Raw genomic sequence first — 24,371 nt, 5'->3', positions numbered from 1 at the left:
GAGACCAAAATGACTATTTTACCCCGGCAATTACACTGGCAGGGCTGGCTTGCCCTGTGGACAGGCGCAACCAAGAGGTGCTTTCGTGGCTGAAACGCTTGCTGAGAAACTGGAAAAATCGGAACTCGGCCACTGGATGCAGCGGTTCGAAAGCTTCATGGTCTTTGTCGGGGTTGTTGGTCCTTTTGCCACGCTTCCGCAACTGGTCAAGCTCTACTTTACCCATTCAGAACACGCTACTGGTCAGTCGCTTCTGTCCTGGTCGCTTTATGCCGGGCTGTCCTTCCTGTGGTTTGCGTATGGTCTGGTGGTGGGCAAGTTGCCCATCTATGTGGGCAACGGTATCTCGATGGTGCTGAACCTGCTGATGGTCATAGGAATTCTGGTTCATGCGGGTGTGACGTTCTGAACTTCACGCTGGCTTGGGTCTTTCTTGTTCGCGGTCGCAGACGATGCGTGGGTCCATCAATCCGCGTCGCCAAAATAGACAAAGCTCATCTTGTTCCCGTCAGGGTCGCGTGCGTAGGCACCAAAAAAGTTTGGGCCATATTGGGGGCGGTCCCCCGGATCACCTTCGTTTGTTCCGCCATTTGCAAGCGCGGCCGCGTGCGCATCACGCACTTCCTCTGTGCTTTGGCACAACAGGCCAACCATGTTTCCGTTGCCGATTGTCGCGTCTTTTTTGTCGAACGGTGTCGCGACCCATATGCATCCGCCGCCGCGCAGCTCATAGCATACAGCATGCGGCATATACTCGGCGACGACCTTTCCGCCGATCCGGGGCATAACCGCGTCGTAATAGCTGCGTGCCTTGGCAACGTCGTTGGAACCGATCATGACGTAATTAAGAGACATTTTGGGAATCCCGCTTTAGAACATAAGAAGAACATTATGGCCTGAACGGGATTAAAGCAACGCATTCTTTTGCCCGCAGTTGGCGACACCCCGGACGACAGACGGGGTTTCCATCGGCCAAGGGGCAGCAGGCGCGTGCTGGCGGGGCACATTGGTGATCTGAAGAATGGCGGTGGGTTCATGTTGAGGCACAACGGAATCCACCGTGGTCAGGTCTGGTCGCTATATCGTGCCGGACCGTTGCAATGAAAAGCCGATGCTCTGCCCTTCAGTCTATGCATGTCTTGGGATCACGCGCCATGTCCGCCGTTCCACCCGTCTTCGTACTCGCCCAACACCCTGGACAGGTGCAGCAGAGACGCAGAAAAGCGTGCGTAGACATCCCTCGACAACATCGGCTTGTTGTCATCTAGCACCTGCACAAGTTCGACAACGGTCGACGCAAACGTCTCATAGACCTGCATGTCTGCCGCCGTTGGGTCCGGTGTCCAGATTTCGCGTTCGTCGTAATATGTGGCGGGTTTCGGTTCGTCATCGATCATGGTGCAGCCCCTTCTGTTGACGCGCAGTTGGGGGTCGTAAAAACGCGTACAAGCCGGGTGGCGCGAATTCACAAAACTATGGCGGCTTCGGAAAAGAACACGCGCTGAAAAGGGGTTGAAGCACTTCCGGTCTTGCGTGCCAACGTCGCTTGGGATTTTCTGCGAACCAACCAAACCAGCAACAGGGTCAGGTTTTGGACTGGCGCGATCATGGAATACTCCTGACATTACGCCGCCATGGTGAAACAGCGGCGATCATCGAGGTCTTTACCGAAGGCCACGGGCGTCACGCCGGTGTGGTGCGTGGCGGGACCAGCCGCAAGATTGCGCCGATCCTGCAACCTGGGGCGCAACTGGACGTGCTGTGGCGCGCGCGGCTGGAAGAACATATCGGCACCTTTCAGGTCGAACCCCTGCGCTCCCGCGCGGCCGCCGCGTTTTCAGGGCGGCTGGCACTGTCCGGGCTGAACGCTGTCGTATCTCTGCTGTCCTTCTGCCTGCCCGAACGGGAACCACACCCCGCGCTTTATTCCCGGACGGAGCAGTTGATGGACCTGCTGGGGCAGGACGAGGTCTGGCCTCTGGCTTATCTGCGATGGGAACTCGCGCTGCTTGACGAACTTGGCTTTGGCCTTGATCTGACAGCCTGCGCCGTGACCGGTGTGACCGAAGGATTGATCTATGTATCGCCCAAAACAGGCCGTTCCGTCAGCGCCAATGGCGCCGGGGAATGGGCGGACAAGCTGTTGCCCCTTCCGCCCTGTCTGCGCGGGGAAGGCACTGCGCCCGATGCCGAGATCGCAGAGGCCCTGCGCACGACCGGGTATTTCCTGGAGCACCGCGTCGCGCCGTCTTTGGGGCATAATCCGCTGCCCGAAGCGCGGGCCCGGTTCGTGGATCAGGTCACTCGGCGGCTGTGAACACCATCTCGTGCCCATCCTCGTTTCGCAGGATCAGCACATTGCCTGACACTTCGGATTGGGTCATGGCCATGAGGGCGGCAAAGTAGACCCCTTCCGCCTCGAGCCCCGCGCAGGCGGCGCGCGTCGCGTTGAGGTTCTGAACCTCAAACCACGGGTAGGGTGCGTTGAGTGTTCCGTCATAGCTGTTGCACGGAGCGTTCCCGGCAATCCTGCCTTCTTCGGGAAACCGCAGCAGAGCGCTCGCCTCATAGGGCTGACCATCTATTTCCTGCAAAACCCAGGTCTGGTCCGCAGCACCATAGGCGGCGACGGTTTCGTCCTTGTCGCATTGGAACAATGCCATCAAGGGCAGGGTCAGGATCAGGCGAGTCATGGCTGGGTCTTAGCGCATAGGGGTTGTCGGCGGAACCGCGGTCAATGGGGGAGGGACCCGTTCAGCAGTTGCTCGCGCACTTCCTGCCGGGGTTTCCAGTTATAGCGCGTATCTTCACGCACCGGCGCCCAGAACAACGCGCCACTGTTGCGCCAGGGATCAAGGATGATGCCGTCATACATCGAATCCCCCTTGGCGCTGATCGACGCCGAATGGTGGATGATGCGAAAAGAAGTCGGCGGCGACGTGGCCCAGTGCAGATCCAGTGTTCGGAAGTTCTCCTGCCGCAGCCGCTTGGTCATGGCTTCGGCCCAGTCATTGCACAGCCCCTTTTCGCGGAACCCGTTGATGACCTTGGCGTTGTGGATGATGGCCGGGTCGGTGACGTTCCAATCCCGCGCCAATTGCTGCGAGTAGGAATAGGCGATTGTGGCCGCCCTCTGTGCCTCGACCGGATCGACTTCCGGCCCGAGCATTCGGATCGACTGCGCAAGCGCTTCGACATCGCTCTGATCGGCCGTTGGCGCAGGGGTGGTGCAACCCGCAAGAACGAGCACCGCCAGAGTGGTGCAAAGTGCAAAGATGGATCGGGTCATGTGGTGTACCAGGTGCTGATCGGGTTTGGGTCGGGTCAAACTGATGCTCTAGCGGCGAATGGGTCGGGATCAAAGGGGGAAGTTTGGATTGGTGCGGACACAGCTGGTCGTTGTTCAGCCGGTCAGAGATGCGGAAATGGTCCGTACAAAACGGAAGGTCCGTGGGTAGGAGGCGTACAAAACCTCAAAAACCAAGAAAAAGACCCGGCGCAATGGCCGGGTCAGTTGGGGAAACGGGCGCCGGTTCCGGTCACCCGAGCAGACGTCGTGCGATGACCTGTGCCTGAATCTCGGCCGCCCCTTCGAAAATGTTGAGAATGCGCGCGTCGCACAGAACGCGGCTGATCTTGTATTCCAGTGCAAAGCCGTTCCCGCCGTGGATTTGCAGCCCGTTATCGGCGGCTGCCCAGGCCACACGGGCGCCCAGCAGTTTGGCCATGCCCGCCTCAAGATCACAGCGTTGGCCGTGGTCTTTTTCCCACGCGCTGAAATAGGTCAGCTGGCGCGCGATCATGATCTCGACCGCCATCATTGCCAGCTTGCCCGAGACACGCGGGAAGTTGATCAGCGATTTGCCGAATTGCTTGCGGTCGATGGCATATTGCATGGCGATATCCAGCGCGCTTTGCGCCACGCCGATGGCGCGCGCGGCGGTCTGGATGCGGGCACTTTCAAAGGTTTCCATCAGCTGTTTGAAACCCTTGCCTTCTTCACCGCCCAGCAGGTTTTCACCCTTGACGTGGAAGCCGTCAAAGCCCAGCTCGTATTCCTTCATGCCGCGATAGCCCAGAACCTCGATCTCACCCCCGGTCATGCCGGGGGTGGGGAAGGGATTGTCGTCCGTGCCCGGTGTCTTTTCCGCCAGGAACATGGACAGGCCGCGGTGATCTGTGCTGTCGGGATCGGTCCGCGCCAGCAAGGTCATGACATGGGTCCGCGCGGCGTGGGTGATCCAGGTTTTGTTGCCGGTGATCTGGTAATCACCGTTCTCGTCCTTCACGGCACGGGTACGCAGGCTGCCAAGATCCGAACCGGTGTTGGGTTCAGTGAAGACAGCGGTCGGCAGAATTTCGGCGCTGGCCAGTTTTGGCAGCCAGTTGGCCTTTTGCTCGTCCGTGCCGCCGGCGATGATCAACTCGGCCGCGATTTCCGAACGGGTGCCCAGCGAGCCCACGCCGATATAGCCACGCGACAGTTCTTCGGACACAACACACATAGAGGCTTTTGACAGGCCGAAACCGCCAAACTCTTCCGGGATGGTCAGCCCGAAAACGCCCATTTCCGCCAGTTCTTCGATGATTTCCAGCGGGATCAGCTCATCCTTGAGGTGCCAGTCATGGGCGTACGGTTCGACCTTTTCCTGCGCATAGCGGCGGAACTGGTCGCGGATCATTTCCAGTTCTTCGTCCAGGCCCGACGCGCCGAACATGGTGGCGCCGGCCTGATCCTGCATCAGCTCGACCAAACGGCTGCGTGCGGCTTGTGAATTTGCCTGCGCCATCAAGGTCTGTACTTCGGACGATTGAAAGCCCGACAGCGCATCCCAGCCGAGGCCCATATCCTGAAGGCGCACGACCTCGCCCTGGTTCATCGGGATGCCACCAGCGACCTGATGCAGGTACTCGCCAAAGGCGATCTGGTGCAGCAACTGCTCCAGTTCGCCGAACTTGCCTTCGGCCTGAAGTGCTTCGGCCCAGCGCTGCATCTGTTGCAGCGACTGGTTGTACGTGGCCAGCCATGCCAATCCATGCGCGGCGGTCTGGTTTGCCTCGATCAAAGCACCAGAGATACGGCCATCCGCCGAGACCATGCCGCGCACCGATTCACGGGCTTTTTCAAAAACGGCTGCTACCGCAGGTACGGCAGCCCGGGTTAAGTTCAGAAGATCGGGCAAAACTGCAGCAGTTGTCATCTCGGTCATATCCTGTCCGTCGTGGGCCATGAATCGCGTCCTTTCCTCGGTCGTCTGGTCATATCATGCTGCACGTGCAGCGCAACAAAAATACTTATTACGCTACGAAAAAGTTCAAATATTACCTCAACATTTTTGCAATGCAGAAGAAAATCCAGATGATATCTAGGGGACATGACCCTGTTTTCCATTCTTTCCCCGCAGGAACTGCTGATGGCCATGGCAATCGCGTTTGCCTCTGGATGGGTCAAAGGCATGGTTGGTTTCGCGATGCCCATGATTTTGGTGTCGGGGTTGAATTCATTTCTGCCGCCGGATCTGACCCTGGCGGGACTTATTCTGCCGACGCTGGTGACCAATGGGCTGCAGGCCCTACGCGGTGGCCGTGTCGCCGCGATCGCCTCGATTCGGCGCTTTCGGGTTTTCCTTGTTGTTGGCGGTCTTCTTCTGCTGCTCAGCGCACAGTTGGTCGCATTGATCCCGGGGTCTGTCTTTCTGGTTCTGATGGGCGGCTTTGTGTCAGTTTTTGCGCTGTTACAAGTTCTGGGGTTCAGAATGGCGCTGAACCAACCCTCGACCGCAGTCGAGGCTGTGGTAGGTGGCGTGGCGGGGTTTGTCGGCGGCATGTCGGGAGTTTGGGGGCCTCCGACAGTTGCCTATCTGACGGCGCTGAACACCCCCAAGACCGAACAGATTCGAATTCAGGGCGTAATCTACGGTTTGGGGGCGGTTTTGTTGCTGGTCGCACATCTTGGATCAGGCATTCTGTATGCAGAAACACTTGAATTTTCGGCAGCCCTGATCGTTCCGGCCCTGGCCGGGATGTGGATAGGCATGAAGCTGCAGGACCGTATTGATCAGGCAAGTTTTCGCAAAGCGACCTTGTTCGTTTTGCTGATTGCGGGCCTGAACCTGCTTCGACGCGGTTTGGTGGGTTAACGCGTCAACTCGGCCGCTTGTCGGCGAGCCGAAAAGCAAAATACAGGCCTAGCATCAGGAAGAACAAACCCGAGATATCGCCGATCAGGAATGCGATATATTCCACCGTCGCGCTGCCAAAAGCCAGGTTGGTCAATCCGGAGACAAGGAAGGACGTTACGATTCCGACGCCCATCACACATATCCAACAGGGTTTGCGTTCCGGACGGGGAAACAGATCCCACCCGATTGCCTTCAGAAGATAAAACACGGTCGGGACCGTCAGAACCGCAATCGCCATGGCCATCAGGCGGCTGGGCAGGAACACATCCGTTCCACCCAAATAGGCAAAAACGATGAACACGCCGGGCAATAATGCGAAAACGGCGCGCCACCCCAACAGCCAGGCTGTCAGAACCCGCACGCCATGTGGCAGAAACAACAGGCTCGCGCGGCTTGGGTATTCCGGGAAAAACACGTTCTGCAACGGCATCAGGACGGCGAATGTAAGGAACGACGCCAGCACATAGGCCAAAGAGGCCAAAAGCGTTTCAGTAGCCCACCCGCGCAAAGTAATCACGGCCTCTTGCGCGGATGGATCGCATCACTTGGGTGCATGAACGATGTACCGTCCCCGGTTGGCGCTGCCGCTTTGAGAAAGATAGCCTTTTTCGACCAGCGATTTCAGCGCGCGAAAGAATGTTGGGCGCGAAACACTTTGAACCAACGTGTGCTCGATCAAACCGAATGTGCGCACCTCCTGATCGGATTTGGAAAGCTCTTCGGCGGCATAGTAGATGTCGCGTTCAACCGGAGATAGTTTCTCCAAGCCTAATGTACGCTCCATGCTTTGCATCAGCTTGCGCAGTTCGGTGAGTTTCGAGATCTCAGTCATAATGTTACCTATCGTTGCCGTGCCATTTGCCGCCTAATTGCGACTGTTTGAGCCATGCTGAATGACGCGCAAGTCAGCAAGTCTCGTATTGACACTCATCCCCTCTCGCTTAGACTAGGTGACTGATTAGGTTGCTCAATCCAGCGCTGTGAGTGTGCGCACATGAGCGACCCCCAATCTAATTTCAGTCAGTGCCCGGCGCAAAAGTGCCGGGTTTTTTCGTCTTAGCGATTATCAGGGCTAGCGCAAATTGCATTTTGAAACAACGCAATTGTATGTGCTTTTTGCGACAAACAACCTTAGCAAGAAGTACAGTGGGCGAAATAAAAAAGGGGCGCTGCGGCCCCTTTCTCCAATTTACCCAATTGCAACAGCTTTGATGTCGTCGTCAATGAAGGGCAGATATTGTTCAAAGTTCTCGGCAAACATCTGCACCAGTTTTTCGGCCTGTTTGTCGAAGGCTGCCTGATCGTCCCAGGTACGGCGCGGGTCCAGCAGAACTTCGGCAACCCCCGGGACAGAGACCGGAACGTCAAAGCCGAAATTTGCATCCTTGCGGAACTCGGCGTCGCGCAGAGACCCTTCCAGAGCGGCGGTCAGCAAGGCGCGTGTCGCGCGGATCGGCATCCGGCTGCCCACGCCATAGGCGCCGCCGGTCCAGCCGGTGTTCACAAGCCAGCAGGTCGCGCCGTGCTGGGCGATCTTGTCCCGCAACAGGTTGCCGTATTCCTCAGGGCGACGCGGCATGAACGGCGCGCCGAAACAGGTCGAGAATGTCGGCTGCGGCTCGGTGATGCCGCGTTCGGTCCCGGCCACTTTTGACGTGAACCCCGACAGGAAGTGATACATGGCCTGGGCCGGCGTCAGCCGCGCGATCGGTGGCAGAACACCAAATGCATCGCAGGTCAGCATGATGATATTCTTCGGGTGACCACCCAATGCGCTTTTGGATGCGTTCGAGATATACTCGAGCGGATAGGCGCAGCGCATGTTGGCGGTCAGCGAGTCATCGTCGAAGTCCAGTTCCTTGGTTTCGAGATCAAAGACCATGTTTTCGATCACGGTTCCGAACTTCGAAGTGGTGGCATAGATTTCCGGCTCTGCCTCGGCATTCAGGTTGATGGTCTTGGCATAGCAACCGCCCTCGAAGTTGAAGGTACCGCGATCAGACCAGCCGTGCTCGTCATCCCCGATCAGTATGCGCGAAGGATCTGCGGACAAGGTGGTCTTTCCGGTGCCGGACAGGCCAAAGAACACGGCCGTATCGACCGGGTTGCCAACAGCATGGTTTGCCGAACAGTGCATCGGCATCACGCCTTTTTCAGGAAGCATGTAGTTCAGCAGGGTGAAAACGGACTTCTTGTTTTCACCGGCATATTCAGTGCCGCCGATCAGGATCAGTTTGCGGTCGAAATTCATTGCAATCACAGTCTCGCTGCGGCAGCCATGCTTTGCCGGGTCGGCCTGAAAGCTGGGGCAGTTGATGACGGTGAAATCGGCCGTGAACTCATCCAGGTCTTCGCGGTCCGGGCGACGCAGCAGGTGGCGGATGAACAGGTTGTGCCACGCCAGTTCGGTAATCATTCGTACATTGATTGCGTAAGCCGGGTCCGCGCCACCGACGAGGTCCTGTACGAAATAGTCGCGGCCTTTCATGTGGGCCAGCATGTCTTCGTACAGTGCGTCAAAGCCCTCGGGGCTCATTTCGGCATTGTTTTCCCACCAGATGGTTTCGGCAACGCTGTCGGTCTTGACCACGTGTTTGTCCTTGGGCGACCGGCCGGTGAACTTTCCTGTGGTAACTAGGAACGCTCCACCATTGCCAAGTGTGCCTTCGCCGCGCTTCAGCGCCTCTTCGATCAGCGCCGGTTCCATGAAGTTGTAATAGACATTGCCCAGACCCTCGATGCCCTGATCTTCGAGGCGGAATTGCGGGTTAACCCGTCCAGATGTCATGTGTGTCTTCTCCTGTGGCGGCGCGAAGGTCGTTGGCCGTTGCGCCTTTGGGGCAGTGAGCCGGGAAAACCGGCGGCTGAGCGCGTCTTATCACGGTCGTTCATGGCATGAACAGGCGGGTTTGACGCAGTTAGCGCAACCAAGTTCGGGTTTAGCGCCATCAGAAATTCAATGTCGGAAAAGCGGGCAGATTTTTGCGGGCATCAAGGCAAATTTGCCGCAGACCTGCCGCAACAAAGGCATGATTCGCAGTTACGGATTGATTCGGCGTCTTAAAACCGCCAACAATGCCTTACAAATAAGCGAATTATTGCGCGAGTGAGCAGGAATAGGGGTGAGCCCGATGTCAAAGATTGCACTTGTGGATGACGATAGAAACATTCTTACGTCTGTATCCATGACCCTCGAAGCCGAAGGTTTCGAGGTTGAAACATATAATGATGGCCAGGCCGCGTTGGATGCGTTCAACAAGAAACTGCCGGACATGGCTGTTCTGGATATTAAGATGCCGCGGATGGACGGCATGGATCTGTTGCAACGGCTGCGTCAGAAGACGCAGATGCCGGTGATCTTCCTGACCTCGAAAGACGATGAGATCGACGAGGTACTGGGCCTGCGCATGGGCGCGGATGACTATGTAAAGAAGCCTTTTTCGCAGCGTTTGCTGGTCGAACGCATTCGGGCCTTGCTGCGCCGCCAAGAGGCGACAAGCGGCGATGCGGTCGCATCCAACAGCAATGACACCAAAGTCATGGAACGCGGCGACCTGAGAATGGATCCGCTGCGCCATGCGGTCAGCTGGAAAGGCAATGATGTGTCCCTGACCGTGACCGAGTTCCTGCTGCTTCAGGCCCTGGCCCAACGTCCGGGATTCGTCAAAAGCCGCGACCAGTTGATGGATGTCGCCTATGATGATCAGGTCTATGTGGATGACCGCACGATCGACAGCCACATCAAGCGCTTGCGGAAAAAAATGCGCGCGGCTGACCCCGAGTTCTCGGCGATTGAGACCTTGTATGGTATCGGTTACCGGTACAACGAAGAATAGGCGCGGCCGCCTGCAAGAGGTAATGGGGTCTCGTGCGCGACACCGAACAAGCCAGCGAAATGCGCGACGGTGACGTCGTTCTAGGGGATGACTGGGTCATTCCTCAGGACCCCGAGTCAGCGGAGCTGAGGGAAAAGCGATCGCGGAGAAACCTGTTTTCGCTGCGTGGTTCACCTCTGGCGCGCAAAATCATCACGTTCAACTTGATCGCTCTGGTGATTCTGGTCACTGGGTTGCTGTATCTGGACGACTCGCGAAAAGAAAAGGTTCAGCAGACCGCCCGCAATCTGCTGGGCGATGCGCAGCTTGTCAGCAACGTGTTTGAAACCCAGCTGCGTCAGGGCGCACAGCAATCCGGGCAGAATGCCGGGAACCTGGACGTCAAGGATACCTTGTCTGGCCTAACCCTGCCCGAAGGGGGCGAGGTTTTTGTATATGACGCCAGCGGCACGTTGATCGGCTGGACACGTGGTGCCCCGCAAGCCTCCGACATGCCGGTTCTTCTGCAATCCGAGGCCGAGATGCAGACCGGCAGCACGGTGATCAGCGACACGCTGAATGCCGTCTGGACAGGTTTGTCGAACCTGCTCAACTGGTCAACTGAAACCGAGGCACCGACGTTGGCGCAGCGTGTTCAGACCATCATTCCGCAAGCGATTGCCGGTAACAGCCAGGTACAGGCGGTACAGGACAGCGCGGGTGAGACGGTCATCGTGGCTGCGGCACCGATCCTTTATGCGGATGTTCCCGCCGGAGCAGTGGCCATTACCGGCCCGGCCGGTGAAATCGACGCGCTTGCCCGCCGCGAGCAGGAGCGCATTCTTCAGATGTTCGTGGTGGCGCTGCTGGTTTCCGTGGGCCTCAGCCTTGTTTTGGCCTCGACCATTGCCAACCCGCTGGCCGATCTGGCATCCGCGGCAGAGATGGGCAAAGACAGGGGCACGGGTGTCAATCCCGGGCGCATCCGCATTCCCGACCTCAGCGCCCGTCCTGATGAGATCGGACGCCTCAGTCGCGCTTTGCGGGGTATGGTGACCGCGCTGTACAACCGAATCGACGCAAACGAACAGTTTGCCGCCGATGTCGCCCATGAAATCAAAAACCCGCTGGCCAGCCTGCAATCCGCCGTGGGAACGCTGCGGATGGTCAAGCGCGAGGATCAGCGCGACAAGCTGCTGGACGTGATCGAGCATGACGTACGGCGTCTGGATCGGCTGGTCAGCGACATATCAAATGCGTCGCGTCTGGATGCGGAACTGGTCAAGGAAGAAGAGCAGCCCTTTGACCTGCTCAAGCTGCTGGGCAATCTCGGCCAGTATCTGGGCGAGGATGCGCGCTCCAAGGGCATCGATTACATTACGGATCTGCCCTCTGAGCCGATTGTGATCAACGGGCTGGAAGCGCGTCTGGCGCAGGTCTTCGTCAACCTGATCACCAACGCGATTTCCTTCTGCGAAGAAAACGACGCCATTCGCGTCTGGGTCAGACAGCGGGACAACCGTGTGTTGGTCGTTGTTGAAGACACCGGCCCTGGAATTCCCGAACAGGCGCTTACCAAAGTGTTCAAGCGTTTCTACTCGCAGCGTCCGGCGGAACATTTCGGCAATAACTCGGGCCTGGGGCTGGCGATCTCGAAGCAGATTGTCGAAGCCCATGGCGGAGTGATCTGGGCTGAAAACATCCGCCCGACCGAGGCCGATATCACGTCGGATCCTCTGGGTGCCCGCTTTGTCGTGGGGTTGCCCGTCTAAGTCCATGCATATTGATTCGTTGTCACTCGCGAAAGATCAGGACAGCGCCTGTGTTCATGCCTCCTGCGTATCGGTTGCCGGACGCGGACTTTTGATCATCGGTGCGTCCGGCACAGGGAAGTCCGGACTGGCGTTGCAAATGATGGCGTTCGGTGCGGAACTGGTCGCCGATGACCGCGTCAATTTGGAGATGCAGCAGAACCGGGTGATCGCCTCGGCAGTTTCGCAGATACGCGGTTTGATCGAGGCGCGCCAGATTGGCTTGATCAAAGCCGAACCTGGGGGGCCTGTCCCGCTGGATTACGTGGTGGATTTGGATCAGCCAGAGCCTCAGCGTCTGCCCGACCCTTTGACTGTTTCCGTGCTGAGGCAAACTGTTCCCTTGCTTCGGGGTGCGGGCGTGCCCAACTTGGCTGTAGCGATGATGCAGCTTCTAGGAAATGGGCGCGTAAACCCGGAATGGCCGAACACATGACATCGCAAAGGCGGATCGTACTTGTCACCGGGCCCTCCGGGGCAGGAAGATCCACGGCCATTCATGTGCTGGAAGATCTGGGCTTTGAAGCCATCGACAACCTGCCGATGGGGCTTTTGCTGCGCTTACTCGACAGCGCGGACAGCGACCGTCCGATGGCTTTGGGTATAGATGCCCGCAATCGCGATTTCTCGACGATTGGTTTCATAGAACTGGCTGAAAAGCTGGGCCGGTTGGCGCAGGTCGATCTGACGGTTCTGTATCTGGATTGCACGGATGATGTTCTGGTGCGCAGGTTTTCAGAAACCCGAAGGCGGCATCCCGTCGCCAAGAATGCCAGCCCGGAAACCGGCGTTCAGCGTGAAAAAGAGCTGCTGGCGCCGATACGAGAGATTGCGGATACGCTGATCGACACCAGCCTTCTGAACGTTCATCAGCTGCGGGAAGAGGTCGAGAACTGGTTCGCCCCGCAAGGCGGGCGGCATCTGGCGGTTTCCATCGAATCCTTTTCTTACAAACGTGGCCTTCCGCGTGGATTGGACATGGTGTTCGATTGCAGGTTTCTGGCGAATCCGTACTGGCGCCCGGAATTTCGCGCAGCGGATGGTCGAAACCCTGACGTTGCGCACTATGTGCAATCAGACGCTAACTACTTACCGTTTTTTGAACGTGTGCTGGACTTGCTGACCCTATTGCTGCCGGCGTTTCGGGCCGAGGGCAAAGCGCATCTTTCCGTGGCGTTTGGGTGCACAGGGGGCCAGCACAGATCAGTTGCCCTGGCAGAGGCCGTTGCAAAGGCCCTTGCGGAAGATGGGCAGCAGGTGGCAATTAGGCATCGCGAGATGGAACGTCGGTCGTTGAATGTGAGGTCGGATTGATCGGAATTGTGATCGTTGCACATGGTGGGTTGGCTCAGGAATACTTGGCCGCCACACAACACGTGGTCGGACCACAGGCCAGCCTCGTGGCGGTCGCGATCGAGGCTGACCATGACCGGGACGAAAAACAGGCCGAAATCTGCCGTGCCGCTGACGAAGTGGACACCGGCGATGGTGTCGTTGTTGTCACCGACCTCTTTGGCGGAAGCCCCTCGAATCTCAGTCTGCGTGCCTGCGCGCCTCAGGACCGGCGTATTCTGTATGGGGCAAACCTGCCGATGCTGATCAAATTGGCCAAAAGTCGCCACTTGCCCATTGGTGATGCCGTCCGTCAGGCAATGGAGGCTGGACGGAAGTACATCAATGCGCAGAATGTGACATTGGATTAAAAACGGATTATTGAATATGACGAGCCGAAGCCTGAAAATTATCAATGAAAAGGGCCTGCATGCACGCGCCTCGGCAAAGCTGGTTGAGGTTGTAGAGGGGTTCGATGCACATGCTGAGGTGTCAAAAGACGGACTTTCTGCATCAGGCGACAGCATCATGGGCCTTTTGATGTTGGCAGCATCGCGCGGAACAACTATTGACGTCGAGACGTCCGGGCCGGATGCTGAGGCATTGGCAGAAGCTCTGGAAACGCTTGTGAACGACAAGTTCGGAGAGGGGTTTTAAGCCACCCCGCCGGGACAGGAAGAACGGGAAGACCAGGAATTGGCGGAAACGACGCACGAGACCAAGACAAACCCGGTGGTGGATGGGACCACAGATCAGGGTGAGATCTACGACCGTAGAACGCTGACCTATGCGAATTCATTCGACGATGCCTGGACAGCGACCGCCATTCGGGCCATCGAATGGTGCACAGGCAAGCTGACCATTTTGCGCATGGTCAACAAGTTCGAAAAAAAGAACGAATACTATCGCGGCCAGCGGTTCTGGGGCGGTGCCCTCAAGACTATGGGAATCGACCTGACCACACCGCAGGAGCAGATTGACCGCATTCCCAAGACCGGCCCGGTCGTTGTCGTCGCCAACCACCCGCACGGTATGGTCGATGGCATGATTCTGGCGGAACTGATCGGCCGGGTACGCAGCGATTACCGCATCCTGACCCGTTCGGTTCTGACGGGTCTGGACGAAGCGGCCACGTCATTCATGATCCCGGTTCCGTTCCCACATGACCCCGAGGCGCAGGCCAAGATGCTGGAAATGCGCGGCAAAGCCATGGAGCATCTCAAAAACGGCGGCGTTGTGGCGCTGTTCCCATCCGGTGTTGTGATGTCCTCGGATGATTGGTTCGGGCCTGCGATCGAGCGGGAATGGAACGTGTTCACCGCCAAGATGATCCGCCGTTCGGGCGCGCGCGTGGTGCCGATTTTCTTTCCGGGCTGCAATTCACGCTGGTATCAGATCGCCAACCGTGTCTCTGCAATTCTACGGCAGGGATTGTTGCTGCATGAGATCGTCCGATCCTGCAACAAACCCCAGTCGCCGGTGATCGGCGAACCGATTTCGGACCACGATATGGAGTTGCTGGAGCGCGATCCGCGCGGTTTCATGGCCTGGCTCAGAAATCACACCATGTCTCTGGGCAAGTCGGAACAGACCTGATCCGCGTCTTCATCTGGCCAAAAATATCCCGGGGGTGAGCCCGGACAAAGTCCGGGCGAGGGGGCCGGCCCCCTCAGCGTGTCGGCACCGGAGCTTCGCCTCGGTAATCATAAAAACCGCGCTCGGTCTTGCGCCCCAGCCACCCGGCCTCGACATATTTCGTCAGGAGAGGGCAGGGACGATATTTGGTATCGGCCAACCCGTCATGCAGCACGTTCATGATCGCCAGACAGGTATCCAACCCGATGAAGTCCGCCAATTCCAGCGGGCCCATGGGATGATTCGCCCCAAGTTTCATTGACTGGTCGATGGATTGAACGTTCCCCACACCTTCATAGAGTGTGTAGACCGCCTCGTTGATCATGGGCATCAGGATCCGGTTCACGATAAAGGCCGGGAAGTCCTCGGCGCTGGCCGCCGTTTTGCCCAACCGATCCACCACCGCTTTGCAGGCGTTGAAAGTTTCTTCATCCGTGGCGATGCCGCGGATCAATTCCACCAGCTGCATAACAGGGACAGGGTTCATGAAATGAAAACCCATGAACCGTTCGGGCCGATCCGTGCGGCTTGCCAGGCGGGTGATGGAAATCGAGGATGTATTTGACGTCAGAATCGTATGCGGCAGCAGGTGCGGTTGGAGGTCCTCGAAAATCGCCTGCTTGATCGTTTCCCGCTCGGTTGCCGCCTCGATAACCAGATCGGTTTGACCCAGTTTCGGCAGCTCAAGAGTGGTCGTAATCCGTTTTAGCGCAGCCTTCATCGCCTCGTCGGTGATTTTGCCACGCGACGCCTGCCGCGCCAGGTTGCCTTCGATCGTGGCAATGGCGTTGTCCATTGCATCCTGGCTGACATCGTTCAGCAAGACGTCGTATCCCGCCAACGCCATAACATGGGCAATGCCGTTGCCCATTTGCCCCGCGCCAATCACCCCGACCGATTTAACTTCCATGTTCAGCTGCCTTTGCCCTGTAGGATACCGCGACAGTATCGGCAGACCGGGGCAGGCGGCAAGAGGATCAAGGCGGTCAATTTCGCTTCAAATGCGCGCATTAGGAAAATCTCAATATCTATGACCACAAGATGGCACCGGGTGAGAAAACGGGGGGCTTAATATGAGCTTTCATCAGACAAACAGCGGTAGGGAGTCCACCTGCCAGTATGCCAATTCGAAACTTTGGTTCCGGGGTCCACCCGGCACGTTGGATCAGCCCTATGTGGCCAGTCTGGGAGGAGAGGAAACTTTCGGCAGATTCGTCGATTACCCGTTTCCTGCCGTGCTTGAGAAGCGATTGGGAAAGCCATGCGTCAACTTCGGCAGCCTGTTTTGCGGAGTCGAAGCGTTGTCCACTGATCCGGGGGTGCTGAATCTGGTCAATCAGTCAGACCTATGCGTGTTGCAGGTGCCCGATCTTCTGCGCCAATCGAACCGGTTTTACCGCGTACACCCGCGTCGCAACGATCGGTTCCTAGAACCCACCGCGGACTTGCTGAGGCTGTACCCGGATGTTGACTTCACGGAAATCCATTTTGTGCGCCATTTGTTGGAGCACCTGAGCGCAACAAAAGACGCCCGTTTCGAAGTCGTAGCGCAGGAACTGCGAGAGGTCTGGATACGCGCCACCGGGGACTTGATAGAACGGATCGAACCCGGCGTGGTTCTGCTTTGGCTGCTTGTGCAGCGGCAAACCGGATCGCATGTCGACCATATCGTGCCCGATGCCGACTTGATCGAACAACTGCGCCCGCTATGCGCTGATGTCGTCGAAGTTTCGGTGCCTGTATCCGCTCGATCAGATTCTCTCGAAGATGTTATGTTCGGGACGCTTCAGCAGCCAATTGCGGAACATATGATCGGCCCGTCCGCGCACCGAGAAATTGCTGAACACCTGCTGATCGCCTTGCGGAACCTGAACTGAAAAAGGCCCGCCTGTTGGCGGGCCTTTGCAGATCAATCCGGATATCCGGTTCAGCCGAGCTTGTCGGTCAGTTCCGGCACGGCCTGGAAAAGGTCTGCGACCAGGCCGAAATCGGCGACCTGAAAGATCGGCGCCTCTTCGTCTTTGTTGATCGCCACGATGACCTTCGAGTCCTTCATGCCGGCCAGGTGCTGGATCGCGCCCGAAATACCGACGGCGACATACAGATCCGGGGCAACAACCTTGCCGGTCTGACCCACCTGCCAGTCGTTCGGTGCATAGCCCGAGTCAACGGCCGCACGCGACGCACCAACCGCCGCACCCAGCTTGTCGGCCAGCGTTTCGATCAGTTTGAAGTCCTCTTCTGAGCCGACACCGCGGCCGCCCGAAACAACGACGCCAGCCGAGGTCAGCTCTGGACGGTCGCTTTCCGCCACCTTGTCCTCGACCCATTCGGACAGGCCGGGGTTTTCGCCGACCGACACGGTCTCAACCGCGGCCGAGCCGCCTTCGCCGGCGGCGTCAAAGCTGGCGGTCCGGATGGTGACGACCTTCTTGGCGTCGTTCGATTTCACGGTCTGGATCGCGTTGCCCGCATAGATAGGACGCTCGAAGGTCGAGCCGTCAACCACGCCGGAGGCATCCGAGATCACCATCACGTCCAGCAGGGCTGCAACGCGGGGCATCACGTTCTTGGCGTCGGTGGTGGCCGGTGCCACGATGTGCTCGTAGCCATCGGCCAGGCCCACGATCAGGGCTGCGGTCGATTCCGCCAGGCGGTGGCCCAGCGACGGGTCTTCGGCGACCAGCACCTTGGAGACACCGTCGATCTTGGCTGCGGCCTCACCGGCAGCAGCGGCAGACCCGCCTGCGGCCAGAACGGTTACGTCACCCAGCACTTTCGCGGCGGTCACGGCCTTTGCGGTCGCATCCATCGCAAGTTCGCCGTTGTTCACTTCGGCAAGCAGAAGTACAGCCATTACACAGCCCCCGCTTCTTTGAGTTTCTCGACCAGCTCGTCAACCGAGCCCACGATGATGCCTGCCGCGCGTGCCGGCGGCTCTTCGGTCTTGACGATTTCCAGACGCGGGGTGACGTCGACGCCATAATCGGCGGCGGTTTTTTCATCCAGCGGCTTTTTCTTCGCCTTCATGATGTTGGGCAGCGAGGCATAGCGCGGCTCGTTCAGGCGCAGGTCCACGGTAATGATGGCCGGCATCTTGACGCTGATGGTCTGCAACCCGCCATCGACCTCGCGGGTGACCTTGGCGGTGTCACCTTCGATGTCCAGCTCGGACGCAAAGGTGCCCTGGGACCAACCCAGCAGCGCCGACAGCATCTGGCCGGTGGCGTTCATGTCGTTGTCGATCGCCTGCTTACCTGCCAGAACAATGCCAGGCTGCTCTTCCTCGACCACTTTGGCCAGGATCTTGGCAACGGCCAGAGGCTCGATATCGGTGTGTACATCGTCAGCCGCCACAACCAGGATTGCGCGGTCGGCACCCATGGCCAGCGCGGTGCGCAAGGTTTCCTGCGCCTGCTTTACGCCGATCGAAACAGCAACGACTTCGTCGGCCTTGCCGGCTTCTTTCAGGCGGATCGCTTCCTCTACTGCAATTTCGTCGAACGGGTTCATCGACATTTTGACATTGGCGAGATCAACACCGCTACCGTCCGCTTTCACGCGGACCTTCACATTGTAGTCAATCACGCGTTTGACAGGCACCAGTACCTTCATTGTAGCGCTTTCTCCTCAAAAAAACGGTAAGCCGCGCAGGCGACTCCACCAATGCTCTCGACCGACTAGATAGCGCCTGCCGCAGTGGCACAACAGAGCAAAATCGTCACGTCATGGCGTCGGGACGTCGCGTTTTGCAATTTTTTTGCCAAGAGGCGAAAGAATATTACCCGCGACTCTGTATTTAGCGATCAGCGGTTCGCGCCCGGAACCCACAACACGTCGTCTTTGCCGTTTGCGTTTGCGCAGCGTGCTGCAACAAAGAACCAATCGCTGAGACGGTTGAGGTATTTGACCGCCACGTCGTTGACGGGCTCCATATTCGTCAGTTCGACCGCAAGCCGTTCGGCCCGGCGCGAAACGGTGCGGCACACATGCAGATGTGCAGCCAGACGCGAGCCACCGGGCAGGATGAAGCTGCGCAGAGGTTCCAGCGCCTCGTTCATTGCGTCGATCTCGGCTTCCAGCCGGTCGATCTGGGCGGACACGATGCGCAGGGGGGGATAGTCGGCCTCGGCATCTTTTTCCATGTCGGGTCGGCAGAGGTCGGCCCCCAGATCGAACAGGTCATTCTGAATGCGCGACAGCGCGATTTCGACATCGCCTTCGGCCTCGGTTCGTGCCACGCCGACAAAAGCGTTCAGTTCGTCCACTGTGCCATAGGCTGCGACGCGGCCCGAATATTTTGCCACGCGCTCTCCGTTGCCCAGGGCGGTTTTCCCGTCATCGCCGGTGCGCGTGTAGATTTTGTTGAGTACGACCATTTATTGAACTCCCTGTCCGCGCAGATACACGAAAAGCACGATCAGCAACACGGCGATGAACTGAAAGAGAATGCGCAGGCGCATCATCTTGTTGCTTCTCTTCGCCGCCTCCATGCCGCCTTTGCCGAAATTCGCGATGCCCAAGGCCAGCACGACGACAACTGCCGCCATGGCCAGAAGAAGAATGACCATTACAAGGTCCATTTGAAGTCACCGTCCGGTTTTTTCGATTACCACCCATCTAGCGTCCGGAGGTCGAAAAGCGAACGGGAAATATCGTCTCAGATATCCGAAAGGATTCGATCAGTGGCGTTTGTTGGCAGAATCCGGCGCAGGATTCCGGCGATGTATGTCGGAGTGGTCACATAGTAACGTGGTCTGGGGCGTCGGGCCTCGACCGCATGGGCCAGCTTGTCCGTGACGGCAGAGGCGGGCAATTCAAATCGGTCCGGCCCACTGTTTTCGTAGAGGCGCTTCAGCAGTGATCCTTCATACTTTTCCCGAATGGCCGAGTTTTCCCAGTCGATGTATTTCTCGAACATGGGGATCGCCTTTTCCCGGAGTTTCGAGGTGATGGGGCCGGGCTCGATCAGGGAGACGTGGATGTCGGTATCCCGAAGCTCCAGCCGCAGCGTGTCGGTCAGCCCTTCGATCGCGTATTTCGTGGCGACATATGCGCCGCGCCACGGGAAGGCGACAAGACCCAGAACCGAGGAACACTGCACGATCCGGCCATGACCCTGTTCCCGCATGACGGGAATGACCTGTCGGGTCAGCTCGTGCCAGCCAAAGACATTGGTCTCAAATATATGGCGCAGGCCATCCGTCGGAACATCCTCTACCGCGCCGGGCAGGCCATGTGCGCCATTGTTGAACAGGGCATCCAGCGAGCCGCCTGTAGCCTCAAGAACATAAGACAAACCCGACGTGATGCTGTCTGTATCGGTGTAGTCGATTCTGGGGCTTTCAAAGCCTTGTGCGCGTAGGCGATCACAGTCGCGTTGCTGGCGGCAGGATGCAAAAACGCGCCAGCCTCTTGCACGCATGCCGTGTGCCGCGTCCAGACCGATGCCTGACGAGCATCCCGTGATAAGAATCGATTTCTGCATATGCCTTCCGAGCCTGATCCCCGCCCATAGCTATGGCGGGGTTTGCGGCAGGGCAATGACACTTCGATGTCAGTTCGTTGTTTTCCGGACGAGTGATGCCGAAATCCACCCAACCTGTTGCCCCGGCAACACGCGCAGGCGCAACCAGCCGGTACCTGAATCCCCAAAGACTTCAACCTGCTGACCGATCCTGGCCTTGCCGATGATCGGATAGATCGTCCCCGGTCCATCGCGCAGGTTCACGCGGGTTCCCGATATTTCGCGGATATCCTTGGCGGCCTCGACAGGCGCGGGCAGTTCAACCGTTGGCAGCTCGGCGTCGGTGGTGACCTGCTCGAGAGAGGCCAGACCCTGTTCCAGCGACGCAAGGGTCAGAGTGACGTTTTCGTCAGCGAACAACGAGGGGTTTGCCTTCAGGCCAGCCGCAACTTGCGACAACAGCGCTTTGGTTTCTGCTTCATCCAGCTCGGCGACGGGTTCAGTGACCGGTGCGACCGGCACCGAGGGCTTCACCGCAGCACGCGCGACCAACGTTTCCGCGGGCGCGGGTTCGATAGCTGGCTTTGAAGGTCTCGGGGCATTGGCAACACGCTCGGGCTCTGTGCTGCGGACCCCGCGCGGCTCAAAGTCGGGACCTCCGCTCATCACGTAAAAAGTCCAGCCGAGTGCGGCGAAGGTAACAAGTACAAGGCGCGTCATGGCGCATCCCCCAATTCAATCGTAACAACAAAATAGGCAGCAATCATTCAATTGTTGGAATGGTAGCATAATAGAAGGGCAGAGTCGAAAATTCGGGGAAAACACCGACTTGCCTCCCCCTGTTGCAAAAAGCCCGACTTGTCCCCAGTAAAATACGCGTTGCTTGCTTTACCAAGGCGTCCTTGCGTCGTATCACATCATATATGAACGATACGATCGACGACCCCAACATGGAGGCCCCCGACCACGGGGGTGAGGTGGCAGAACCGCTGCGCCGCGCGATAGGCGAGCGTTACCTGACCTATGCGCTGTCCACCATCATGCACCGCGCCCTGCCGGACGCGCGGGACGGATTGAAGCCGGTGCACCGGCGAATCCTCTATGCGATGAGAGAGCTGCGACTCAGTGCAACCGGAGGTTTTCGCAAGTCCGCCAAGATTTCCGGCGACGTGATGGGCAATTACCACCCGCATGGCGACGCCGCGATTTACGACGCAATGGCGCGCCTGGCGCAGGACTTCAACGTGCGTTACCCGCTGGTCGACGGGCAGGGGAATTTCGGGAATATCGACGGCGACAATCCGGCGGCCTCGCGCTATACCGAGGCGCGGATGACCATCGTGGCCGAGGCGCTGCTGGAAGGTCTGAACGAAGACGCCGTGGATTTCCGCGACAACTATGATGGCACGCTGACTGAACCGGTGGTGCTGCCTGCGCAGTTTCCGAATCTTTTGGCCAACGGCGCCAGCGGTATCGCCGTCGGCATGGCCACGAACATCCCGCCGCACAACATCTCGGAGCTTTGTGACGCCTGCCTGCACCTGATCAAAACACCGGACGCGCGGGACGACACGTTGCTGAAATATGTCCCCGGCCCGGATTTTCCGACCGGTGGCGTGATCGTCGAACCGCCCGAGAACATCGCGCAGGCTTATCGCACCGGGCGCGGCTCGTTCCGGCTGCGCTGCAAGTTCGAGGTCGAGGATCTGGGGCGCGGCCAGTGGCAGATCGTGGTCACCGAGATTCCCTATCAGGTTCAGAAATCCAAGCTGATCGAAAAGATCGCGGAACTGATCCAGACCAAGAAAATCCCGATCCTCGCAGATGTGCGCGACGAATCCGCCGACGATATCCGTCTGATCCTTGAACCGCGTTCGAAAAACGTGGACCCCGAGGTGCTGATGGGCATGTTATACCGCAACTCGGACCTCGAGGTGCGGTTCAGCCTGAACATGAACGTATTGATCGATGGGGTGACACCCAAGGTCTGTTCGATGAAGGAAGTGTTGCGCGCCTTCCTCGATCACCGGCAAGAGGTGCTGCTGCGCCGCTCGCGTCACCGCATGGCCAAGATCGACCACCGGTTGGAAGTGCTCGAAGGCTTTATCGTCGCCTTCCTGAACCTCGACCGTGTAATCGACATCATCCGTTATGACGACGACCCCAAGGCCGCGCTGATGCGCGAGGACTGGGGCATCGACCACGTTCGCGCCACCGATGAATCTGACTACGTCACACCCAAGCCGGGCGAGGGCGAGCTGTCAGAAGTTCAGGTCGACGCCATCCTCAATATGCGCCTGCGCTCCTTGCGTCGTCTGGAAGAGATGGAGCTGGTTCGCGAACGTGACGCGCTGATGGAAGAGCGCGCCAATCTCGAAGATCTGCTGGCCGATCCCGCCCTGCAATGGGCCAAGATTGCCGAGCAATTGAAAGAAACCAAGAAGACCTTTGGCAAAGACTACGAAGGCGGTGCACGCCGCACCAGATTTGCCGAGGCGGGGCAGGTCGAGGAAGTGCCGCTTGAGGCGATGATCGACAAGGAACCGATTACGGTCGTCTGCTCGCAGATGGGCTGGATTCGCGCCATGACCGGCCATATCGACCTGAAGCGCGAGTTGAAGTTCAAGGACGGCGACGGCCCGCGTTTCATCTTCCACGCGGAAACGACCGACCGGTTGCTGGTCTTTGCCTCGAATGGCCGATTCTATACCGTCAGCGCAGCCAACCTGCCCGGCGGGCGCGGCATGGGCGAGCCTTTGCGCCTGATGGTGGATCTGCCGAACGAGGCGCAGATCATCGACATTCTGATCCACAAGCCGGGGCGCAAGCTGCTGGTGGCCTCGGATGCGGGCAACGGCTTTATGGTGCCCGAGGATGACGTGCTGGCGCAGACGCGCAACGGCAAACAGGTGCTGAACGTCAAGGGTGACGAGACCGCGATGATCTGCAAGCCGGTTGACGGAGACCACGTCGCCGTGGTGTCACAAAACGGCAAGTTCCTGGTTTTCCCAACCCAAGAGCTGCCTGAGATGACGCGCGGAAAAGGCGTGCGTTTGCAAAAGTACAATATGGCACGCGGCCGGCAGGGAACGCTCGAGCTGGATGGCGGATTGTCGGATGTAACGACCTTCAACTGGGAAGAAGGCCTGAAATGGTCCATGGGCGGCGACAAGACCCGACATGAGGCGGATATGACGCAATGGCTGGCAAAACGAGCCAGTGTCGGGAAAAAACCGCCCTATGGCTTCCCGCGCGACTATAAGTTTTCGTGATCGCGCTGCTTCGCGGGTGAATTTCCGCCGATACGGCTTTGCACAACCCGTATCGGTGCGCTAGATCAACAAAAAACAGGCCTATCGAGACGAGACATGTTGCGCATTCTGACGCTGATCACCGGACTGGCCCTGATGGCCGCTTGCACACAGACACAGGTGTATGAGCCGCCTGAATCCCTAGGAGAATTCAAGCTTCGTGTGAATTATGCCTTTGCGGACAAGGCCGTTCAGGGACCTGTATCGCGGGACGCCACACCTGACGAATGGACGAAGGCGATCCAGAACGCGGTTGATATTCGTCTGGGGCGTTACGAAGGCAAACAGGAATATGACCTTGGCATCAGCCTTGAGGGTTACATGCTGGCCCCGCCGGGGATCCCTGTGATCTACAACCCCAAAAGCACTGCGATTGTGTTGGTCAACGTCTATGACGTGAAGAAAAAAGAGTTTCTGGCCAAGGGTAAGCAATTCCAGGTGCTGGAAGACACCACCGGCGGAAGTGCCCTCAAAGGATCGGGGCATGAGCGCACAAAAGAAGAACAGATGAGCGGTCTGGCCCTCAAAATAGCCGACCGTGTCGAGGAATGGCTGGCTGAAGAGCACAAGGAAAATGGCTGGTTCGACCGGCGGCCGGACCTGATCCAGCCTCTGGAATCCGTCGAGGTCACGCAAAATCCAACGTGATCGGCGCATTTCCCTCAGGATGTGCTTGATTTTCCCCTTTGAACCAAATATCTCGCGCGCGCAGATGTAACCACGGGACCAAGGGTCCCCCAAATCGCAAAAGGGCGCCTGAGGAATGGCAAAGGAAAAGTTTGAGCGTACAAAACCGCACGTCAACATCGGCACGATTG

Annotated in this window: 30 protein-coding genes; 14 read left to right on the top strand and 16 right to left on the bottom strand. The window is 58.2% G+C overall.

Annotated features, from left to right (window positions below):
- Positions 1-85 precede the first annotated feature (85 nt).
- The gene (locus GS614_RS19220) at positions 86-409 is read left to right on the top strand and encodes a SemiSWEET transporter (RefSeq protein ID WP_152457088.1); all 324 of its coding nucleotides are present in this window, start codon (positions 86-88) and stop codon (positions 407-409) included.
- 56 nt (positions 410-465) lie between these two features.
- On the opposite strand, the gene GS614_RS19215 is transcribed toward GS614_RS19220, so the two are convergent.
- A complete protein-coding gene (locus GS614_RS19215) occupies positions 466-855 on the bottom strand; it encodes a VOC family protein (RefSeq protein WP_152457089.1) in 390 nt (129 codons plus the stop codon).
- 290 nt (positions 856-1,145) lie between these two features.
- Positions 1,146-1,397, bottom strand: a complete 252-nt coding sequence (locus tag GS614_RS19210; RefSeq protein WP_152457090.1) for a hypothetical protein — start codon at positions 1,395-1,397, stop codon at positions 1,146-1,148.
- A gap of 194 nt (positions 1,398-1,591) precedes the next feature.
- Between GS614_RS19210 and recO the strand changes: the two genes are divergently transcribed.
- The gene (gene recO / locus GS614_RS19205; RefSeq protein WP_171727136.1) at positions 1,592-2,317 is read left to right on the top strand and encodes a DNA repair protein RecO; all 726 of its coding nucleotides are present in this window, start codon (positions 1,592-1,594) and stop codon (positions 2,315-2,317) included.
- Here the strand turns inward: recO and GS614_RS19200 are convergent.
- The 3 genes from GS614_RS19200 to GS614_RS19190 all read right to left on the bottom strand — a co-directional run bounded on the left by GS614_RS19200 (position 2,301) and on the right by GS614_RS19190 (position 5,231).
- Positions 2,301-2,693 carry an META domain-containing protein gene (locus tag GS614_RS19200; RefSeq protein WP_170344845.1) on the bottom strand — a complete coding sequence of 131 codons (393 nt, stop codon included), beginning with the start codon at positions 2,691-2,693 and terminating at the stop codon, positions 2,301-2,303. The genes recO and GS614_RS19200 overlap by 17 nt on opposite strands.
- A 41-nt stretch (positions 2,694-2,734) precedes the next feature.
- Positions 2,735-3,289: a hypothetical protein gene (locus tag GS614_RS19195; protein ID WP_171727092.1), complete on the bottom strand. Its 555-nt coding sequence runs from the start codon at positions 3,287-3,289 to the stop codon at positions 2,735-2,737.
- Between the two features lie 250 nt (positions 3,290-3,539).
- Positions 3,540-5,231, bottom strand: a complete 1,692-nt coding sequence (locus tag GS614_RS19190; protein ID WP_171329985.1) for an acyl-CoA dehydrogenase family protein — start codon at positions 5,229-5,231, stop codon at positions 3,540-3,542.
- A 144-nt stretch (positions 5,232-5,375) separates the two neighbouring features.
- Here GS614_RS19190 and GS614_RS19185 point away from each other — a divergent pair, with 144 nt between their 5' ends.
- Positions 5,376-6,140 carry a sulfite exporter TauE/SafE family protein gene (locus GS614_RS19185; protein ID WP_171169150.1) on the top strand — a complete coding sequence of 255 codons (765 nt, stop codon included), beginning with the start codon at positions 5,376-5,378 and terminating at the stop codon, positions 6,138-6,140.
- A 4-nt stretch (positions 6,141-6,144) separates the two neighbouring features.
- Here the strand turns inward: GS614_RS19185 and GS614_RS19180 are convergent, their stop codons facing one another.
- The 3 genes from GS614_RS19180 to GS614_RS19170 form a co-directional block, all read right to left on the bottom strand.
- Entirely contained in the window at positions 6,145-6,699 is a 555-nt protein-coding gene (locus tag GS614_RS19180) for a hypothetical protein (protein ID WP_367396955.1), read from the bottom strand.
- 24 nt (positions 6,700-6,723) lie between these two features.
- The gene (locus GS614_RS19175; protein WP_152457096.1) at positions 6,724-7,014 is read right to left on the bottom strand and encodes a hypothetical protein; all 291 of its coding nucleotides are present in this window, start codon (positions 7,012-7,014) and stop codon (positions 6,724-6,726) included.
- 357 nt (positions 7,015-7,371) lie between these two features.
- A complete protein-coding gene (locus GS614_RS19170; protein ID WP_171727091.1) occupies positions 7,372-8,970 on the bottom strand; it encodes a phosphoenolpyruvate carboxykinase in 1,599 nt (532 codons plus the stop codon).
- 55 nt (positions 8,971-9,025) lie between these two features.
- Here GS614_RS19170 and GS614_RS19165 point away from each other — a divergent pair, with 55 nt between their 5' ends.
- The 8 genes from GS614_RS19165 to GS614_RS19130 are packed head-to-tail and all read left to right on the top strand — an operon-like array spanning position 9,026 to position 14,736.
- Positions 9,026-9,292: a hypothetical protein gene (locus tag GS614_RS19165; RefSeq protein WP_152457098.1), complete on the top strand. Its 267-nt coding sequence runs from the start codon at positions 9,026-9,028 to the stop codon at positions 9,290-9,292.
- A gap of 21 nt (positions 9,293-9,313) precedes the next feature.
- Positions 9,314-10,018 carry a response regulator transcription factor gene (locus GS614_RS19160; RefSeq protein ID WP_171169148.1) on the top strand — a complete coding sequence of 235 codons (705 nt, stop codon included), beginning with the start codon at positions 9,314-9,316 and terminating at the stop codon, positions 10,016-10,018.
- A 59-nt stretch (positions 10,019-10,077) separates the two neighbouring features.
- The gene (locus tag GS614_RS19155; protein ID WP_170345114.1) at positions 10,078-11,769 is read left to right on the top strand and encodes a sensor histidine kinase; all 1,692 of its coding nucleotides are present in this window, start codon (positions 10,078-10,080) and stop codon (positions 11,767-11,769) included.
- Between the two features lie 19 nt (positions 11,770-11,788).
- A complete protein-coding gene (locus GS614_RS19150; protein WP_253285458.1) occupies positions 11,789-12,244 on the top strand; it encodes an HPr kinase/phosphorylase in 456 nt (151 codons plus the stop codon).
- Positions 12,241-13,122: an RNase adapter RapZ gene (gene rapZ / locus GS614_RS19145; protein WP_171727135.1), complete on the top strand. Its 882-nt coding sequence runs from the start codon at positions 12,241-12,243 to the stop codon at positions 13,120-13,122. Before GS614_RS19150 ends, rapZ begins: the two co-directional genes overlap by 4 nt.
- Entirely contained in the window at positions 13,119-13,511 is a 393-nt protein-coding gene (locus tag GS614_RS19140) for a PTS sugar transporter subunit IIA (protein ID WP_152457103.1), read from the top strand. The genes rapZ and GS614_RS19140 overlap by 4 nt, the downstream gene beginning before the upstream one ends.
- 16 nt (positions 13,512-13,527) lie before the next feature.
- On the top strand, positions 13,528-13,797 hold the full coding sequence (locus GS614_RS19135; RefSeq protein ID WP_152457104.1) for an HPr family phosphocarrier protein: 270 nt from the start codon (positions 13,528-13,530) through the stop codon (positions 13,795-13,797).
- A gap of 39 nt (positions 13,798-13,836) precedes the next feature.
- On the top strand, positions 13,837-14,736 hold the full coding sequence (locus tag GS614_RS19130) for a lysophospholipid acyltransferase family protein (RefSeq protein ID WP_171120236.1): 900 nt from the start codon (positions 13,837-13,839) through the stop codon (positions 14,734-14,736).
- A 73-nt stretch (positions 14,737-14,809) separates the two neighbouring features.
- Here GS614_RS19130 and GS614_RS19125 read toward each other — a convergent pair whose 3' ends face one another.
- Positions 14,810-15,685 (bottom strand): 3-hydroxybutyryl-CoA dehydrogenase, encoded by an 876-nt coding sequence (locus GS614_RS19125; protein ID WP_171727089.1) that lies wholly within the window; start codon positions 15,683-15,685, stop codon positions 14,810-14,812.
- 163 nt (positions 15,686-15,848) lie between these two features.
- Here GS614_RS19125 and GS614_RS19120 point away from each other — a divergent pair, with 163 nt between their 5' ends.
- Positions 15,849-16,652, top strand: a complete 804-nt coding sequence (locus GS614_RS19120; protein ID WP_253285456.1) for a DUF6473 family protein — start codon at positions 15,849-15,851, stop codon at positions 16,650-16,652.
- Between the two features lie 50 nt (positions 16,653-16,702).
- Here GS614_RS19120 and GS614_RS19115 read toward each other — a convergent pair whose 3' ends face one another.
- The 6 genes from GS614_RS19115 to GS614_RS19090 all read right to left on the bottom strand — a co-directional run bounded on the left by GS614_RS19115 (position 16,703) and on the right by GS614_RS19090 (position 20,962).
- Complete coding sequence (locus tag GS614_RS19115; protein WP_171329992.1) at positions 16,703-17,632, bottom strand: electron transfer flavoprotein subunit alpha/FixB family protein; 930 nt, start codon at positions 17,630-17,632, stop codon at positions 16,703-16,705.
- The gene (locus GS614_RS19110) at positions 17,632-18,390 is read right to left on the bottom strand and encodes an electron transfer flavoprotein subunit beta/FixA family protein (RefSeq protein WP_152457108.1); all 759 of its coding nucleotides are present in this window, start codon (positions 18,388-18,390) and stop codon (positions 17,632-17,634) included. Before GS614_RS19110 ends, GS614_RS19115 begins: the two co-directional genes overlap by 1 nt.
- Before the next feature lie 191 nt (positions 18,391-18,581).
- Positions 18,582-19,154 (bottom strand): cob(I)yrinic acid a,c-diamide adenosyltransferase, encoded by a 573-nt coding sequence (locus GS614_RS19105; RefSeq protein WP_170344859.1) that lies wholly within the window; start codon positions 19,152-19,154, stop codon positions 18,582-18,584.
- Positions 19,155-19,358, bottom strand: a complete 204-nt coding sequence (locus GS614_RS19100) for a twin transmembrane helix small protein (protein ID WP_171727088.1) — start codon at positions 19,356-19,358, stop codon at positions 19,155-19,157.
- A 77-nt stretch (positions 19,359-19,435) separates the two neighbouring features.
- Positions 19,436-20,263, bottom strand: coding sequence for an SDR family NAD(P)-dependent oxidoreductase (locus GS614_RS19095; protein ID WP_171727087.1), 828 nt, complete (start codon positions 20,261-20,263; stop codon positions 19,436-19,438).
- Between the two features lie 69 nt (positions 20,264-20,332).
- Entirely contained in the window at positions 20,333-20,962 is a 630-nt protein-coding gene (locus tag GS614_RS19090) for an SH3 domain-containing protein (RefSeq protein ID WP_253285455.1), read from the bottom strand.
- 203 nt (positions 20,963-21,165) lie between these two features.
- Between GS614_RS19090 and parC the strand changes: the two genes are divergently transcribed.
- Both parC and GS614_RS19080 read left to right on the top strand, forming a co-directional pair.
- On the top strand, positions 21,166-23,514 hold the full coding sequence (gene parC, locus GS614_RS19085) for a DNA topoisomerase IV subunit A (RefSeq protein WP_171727086.1): 2,349 nt from the start codon (positions 21,166-21,168) through the stop codon (positions 23,512-23,514).
- A 96-nt stretch (positions 23,515-23,610) separates the two neighbouring features.
- Positions 23,611-24,201 (top strand): hypothetical protein, encoded by a 591-nt coding sequence (locus GS614_RS19080; protein WP_171229118.1) that lies wholly within the window; start codon positions 23,611-23,613, stop codon positions 24,199-24,201.
- On the opposite strand, the gene GS614_RS22000 is transcribed toward GS614_RS19080, so the two are convergent.
- Positions 24,182-24,371, bottom strand: a 190-nt coding sequence (locus GS614_RS22000; RefSeq protein WP_216597966.1) for a hypothetical protein, incomplete at its 5' end; no start/stop codon positions are given. The two genes, GS614_RS19080 and GS614_RS22000, sit on opposite strands and share 20 nt — an antisense overlap.

The sequence above is a fragment of the Ruegeria sp. HKCCD6604 genome, from assembly GCF_013110635.1.
Classification (GTDB): Bacteria; Pseudomonadota; Alphaproteobacteria; order Rhodobacterales; family Rhodobacteraceae; genus Ruegeria.
This window is presented reverse-complemented; position numbering and strand designations above follow the sequence as displayed.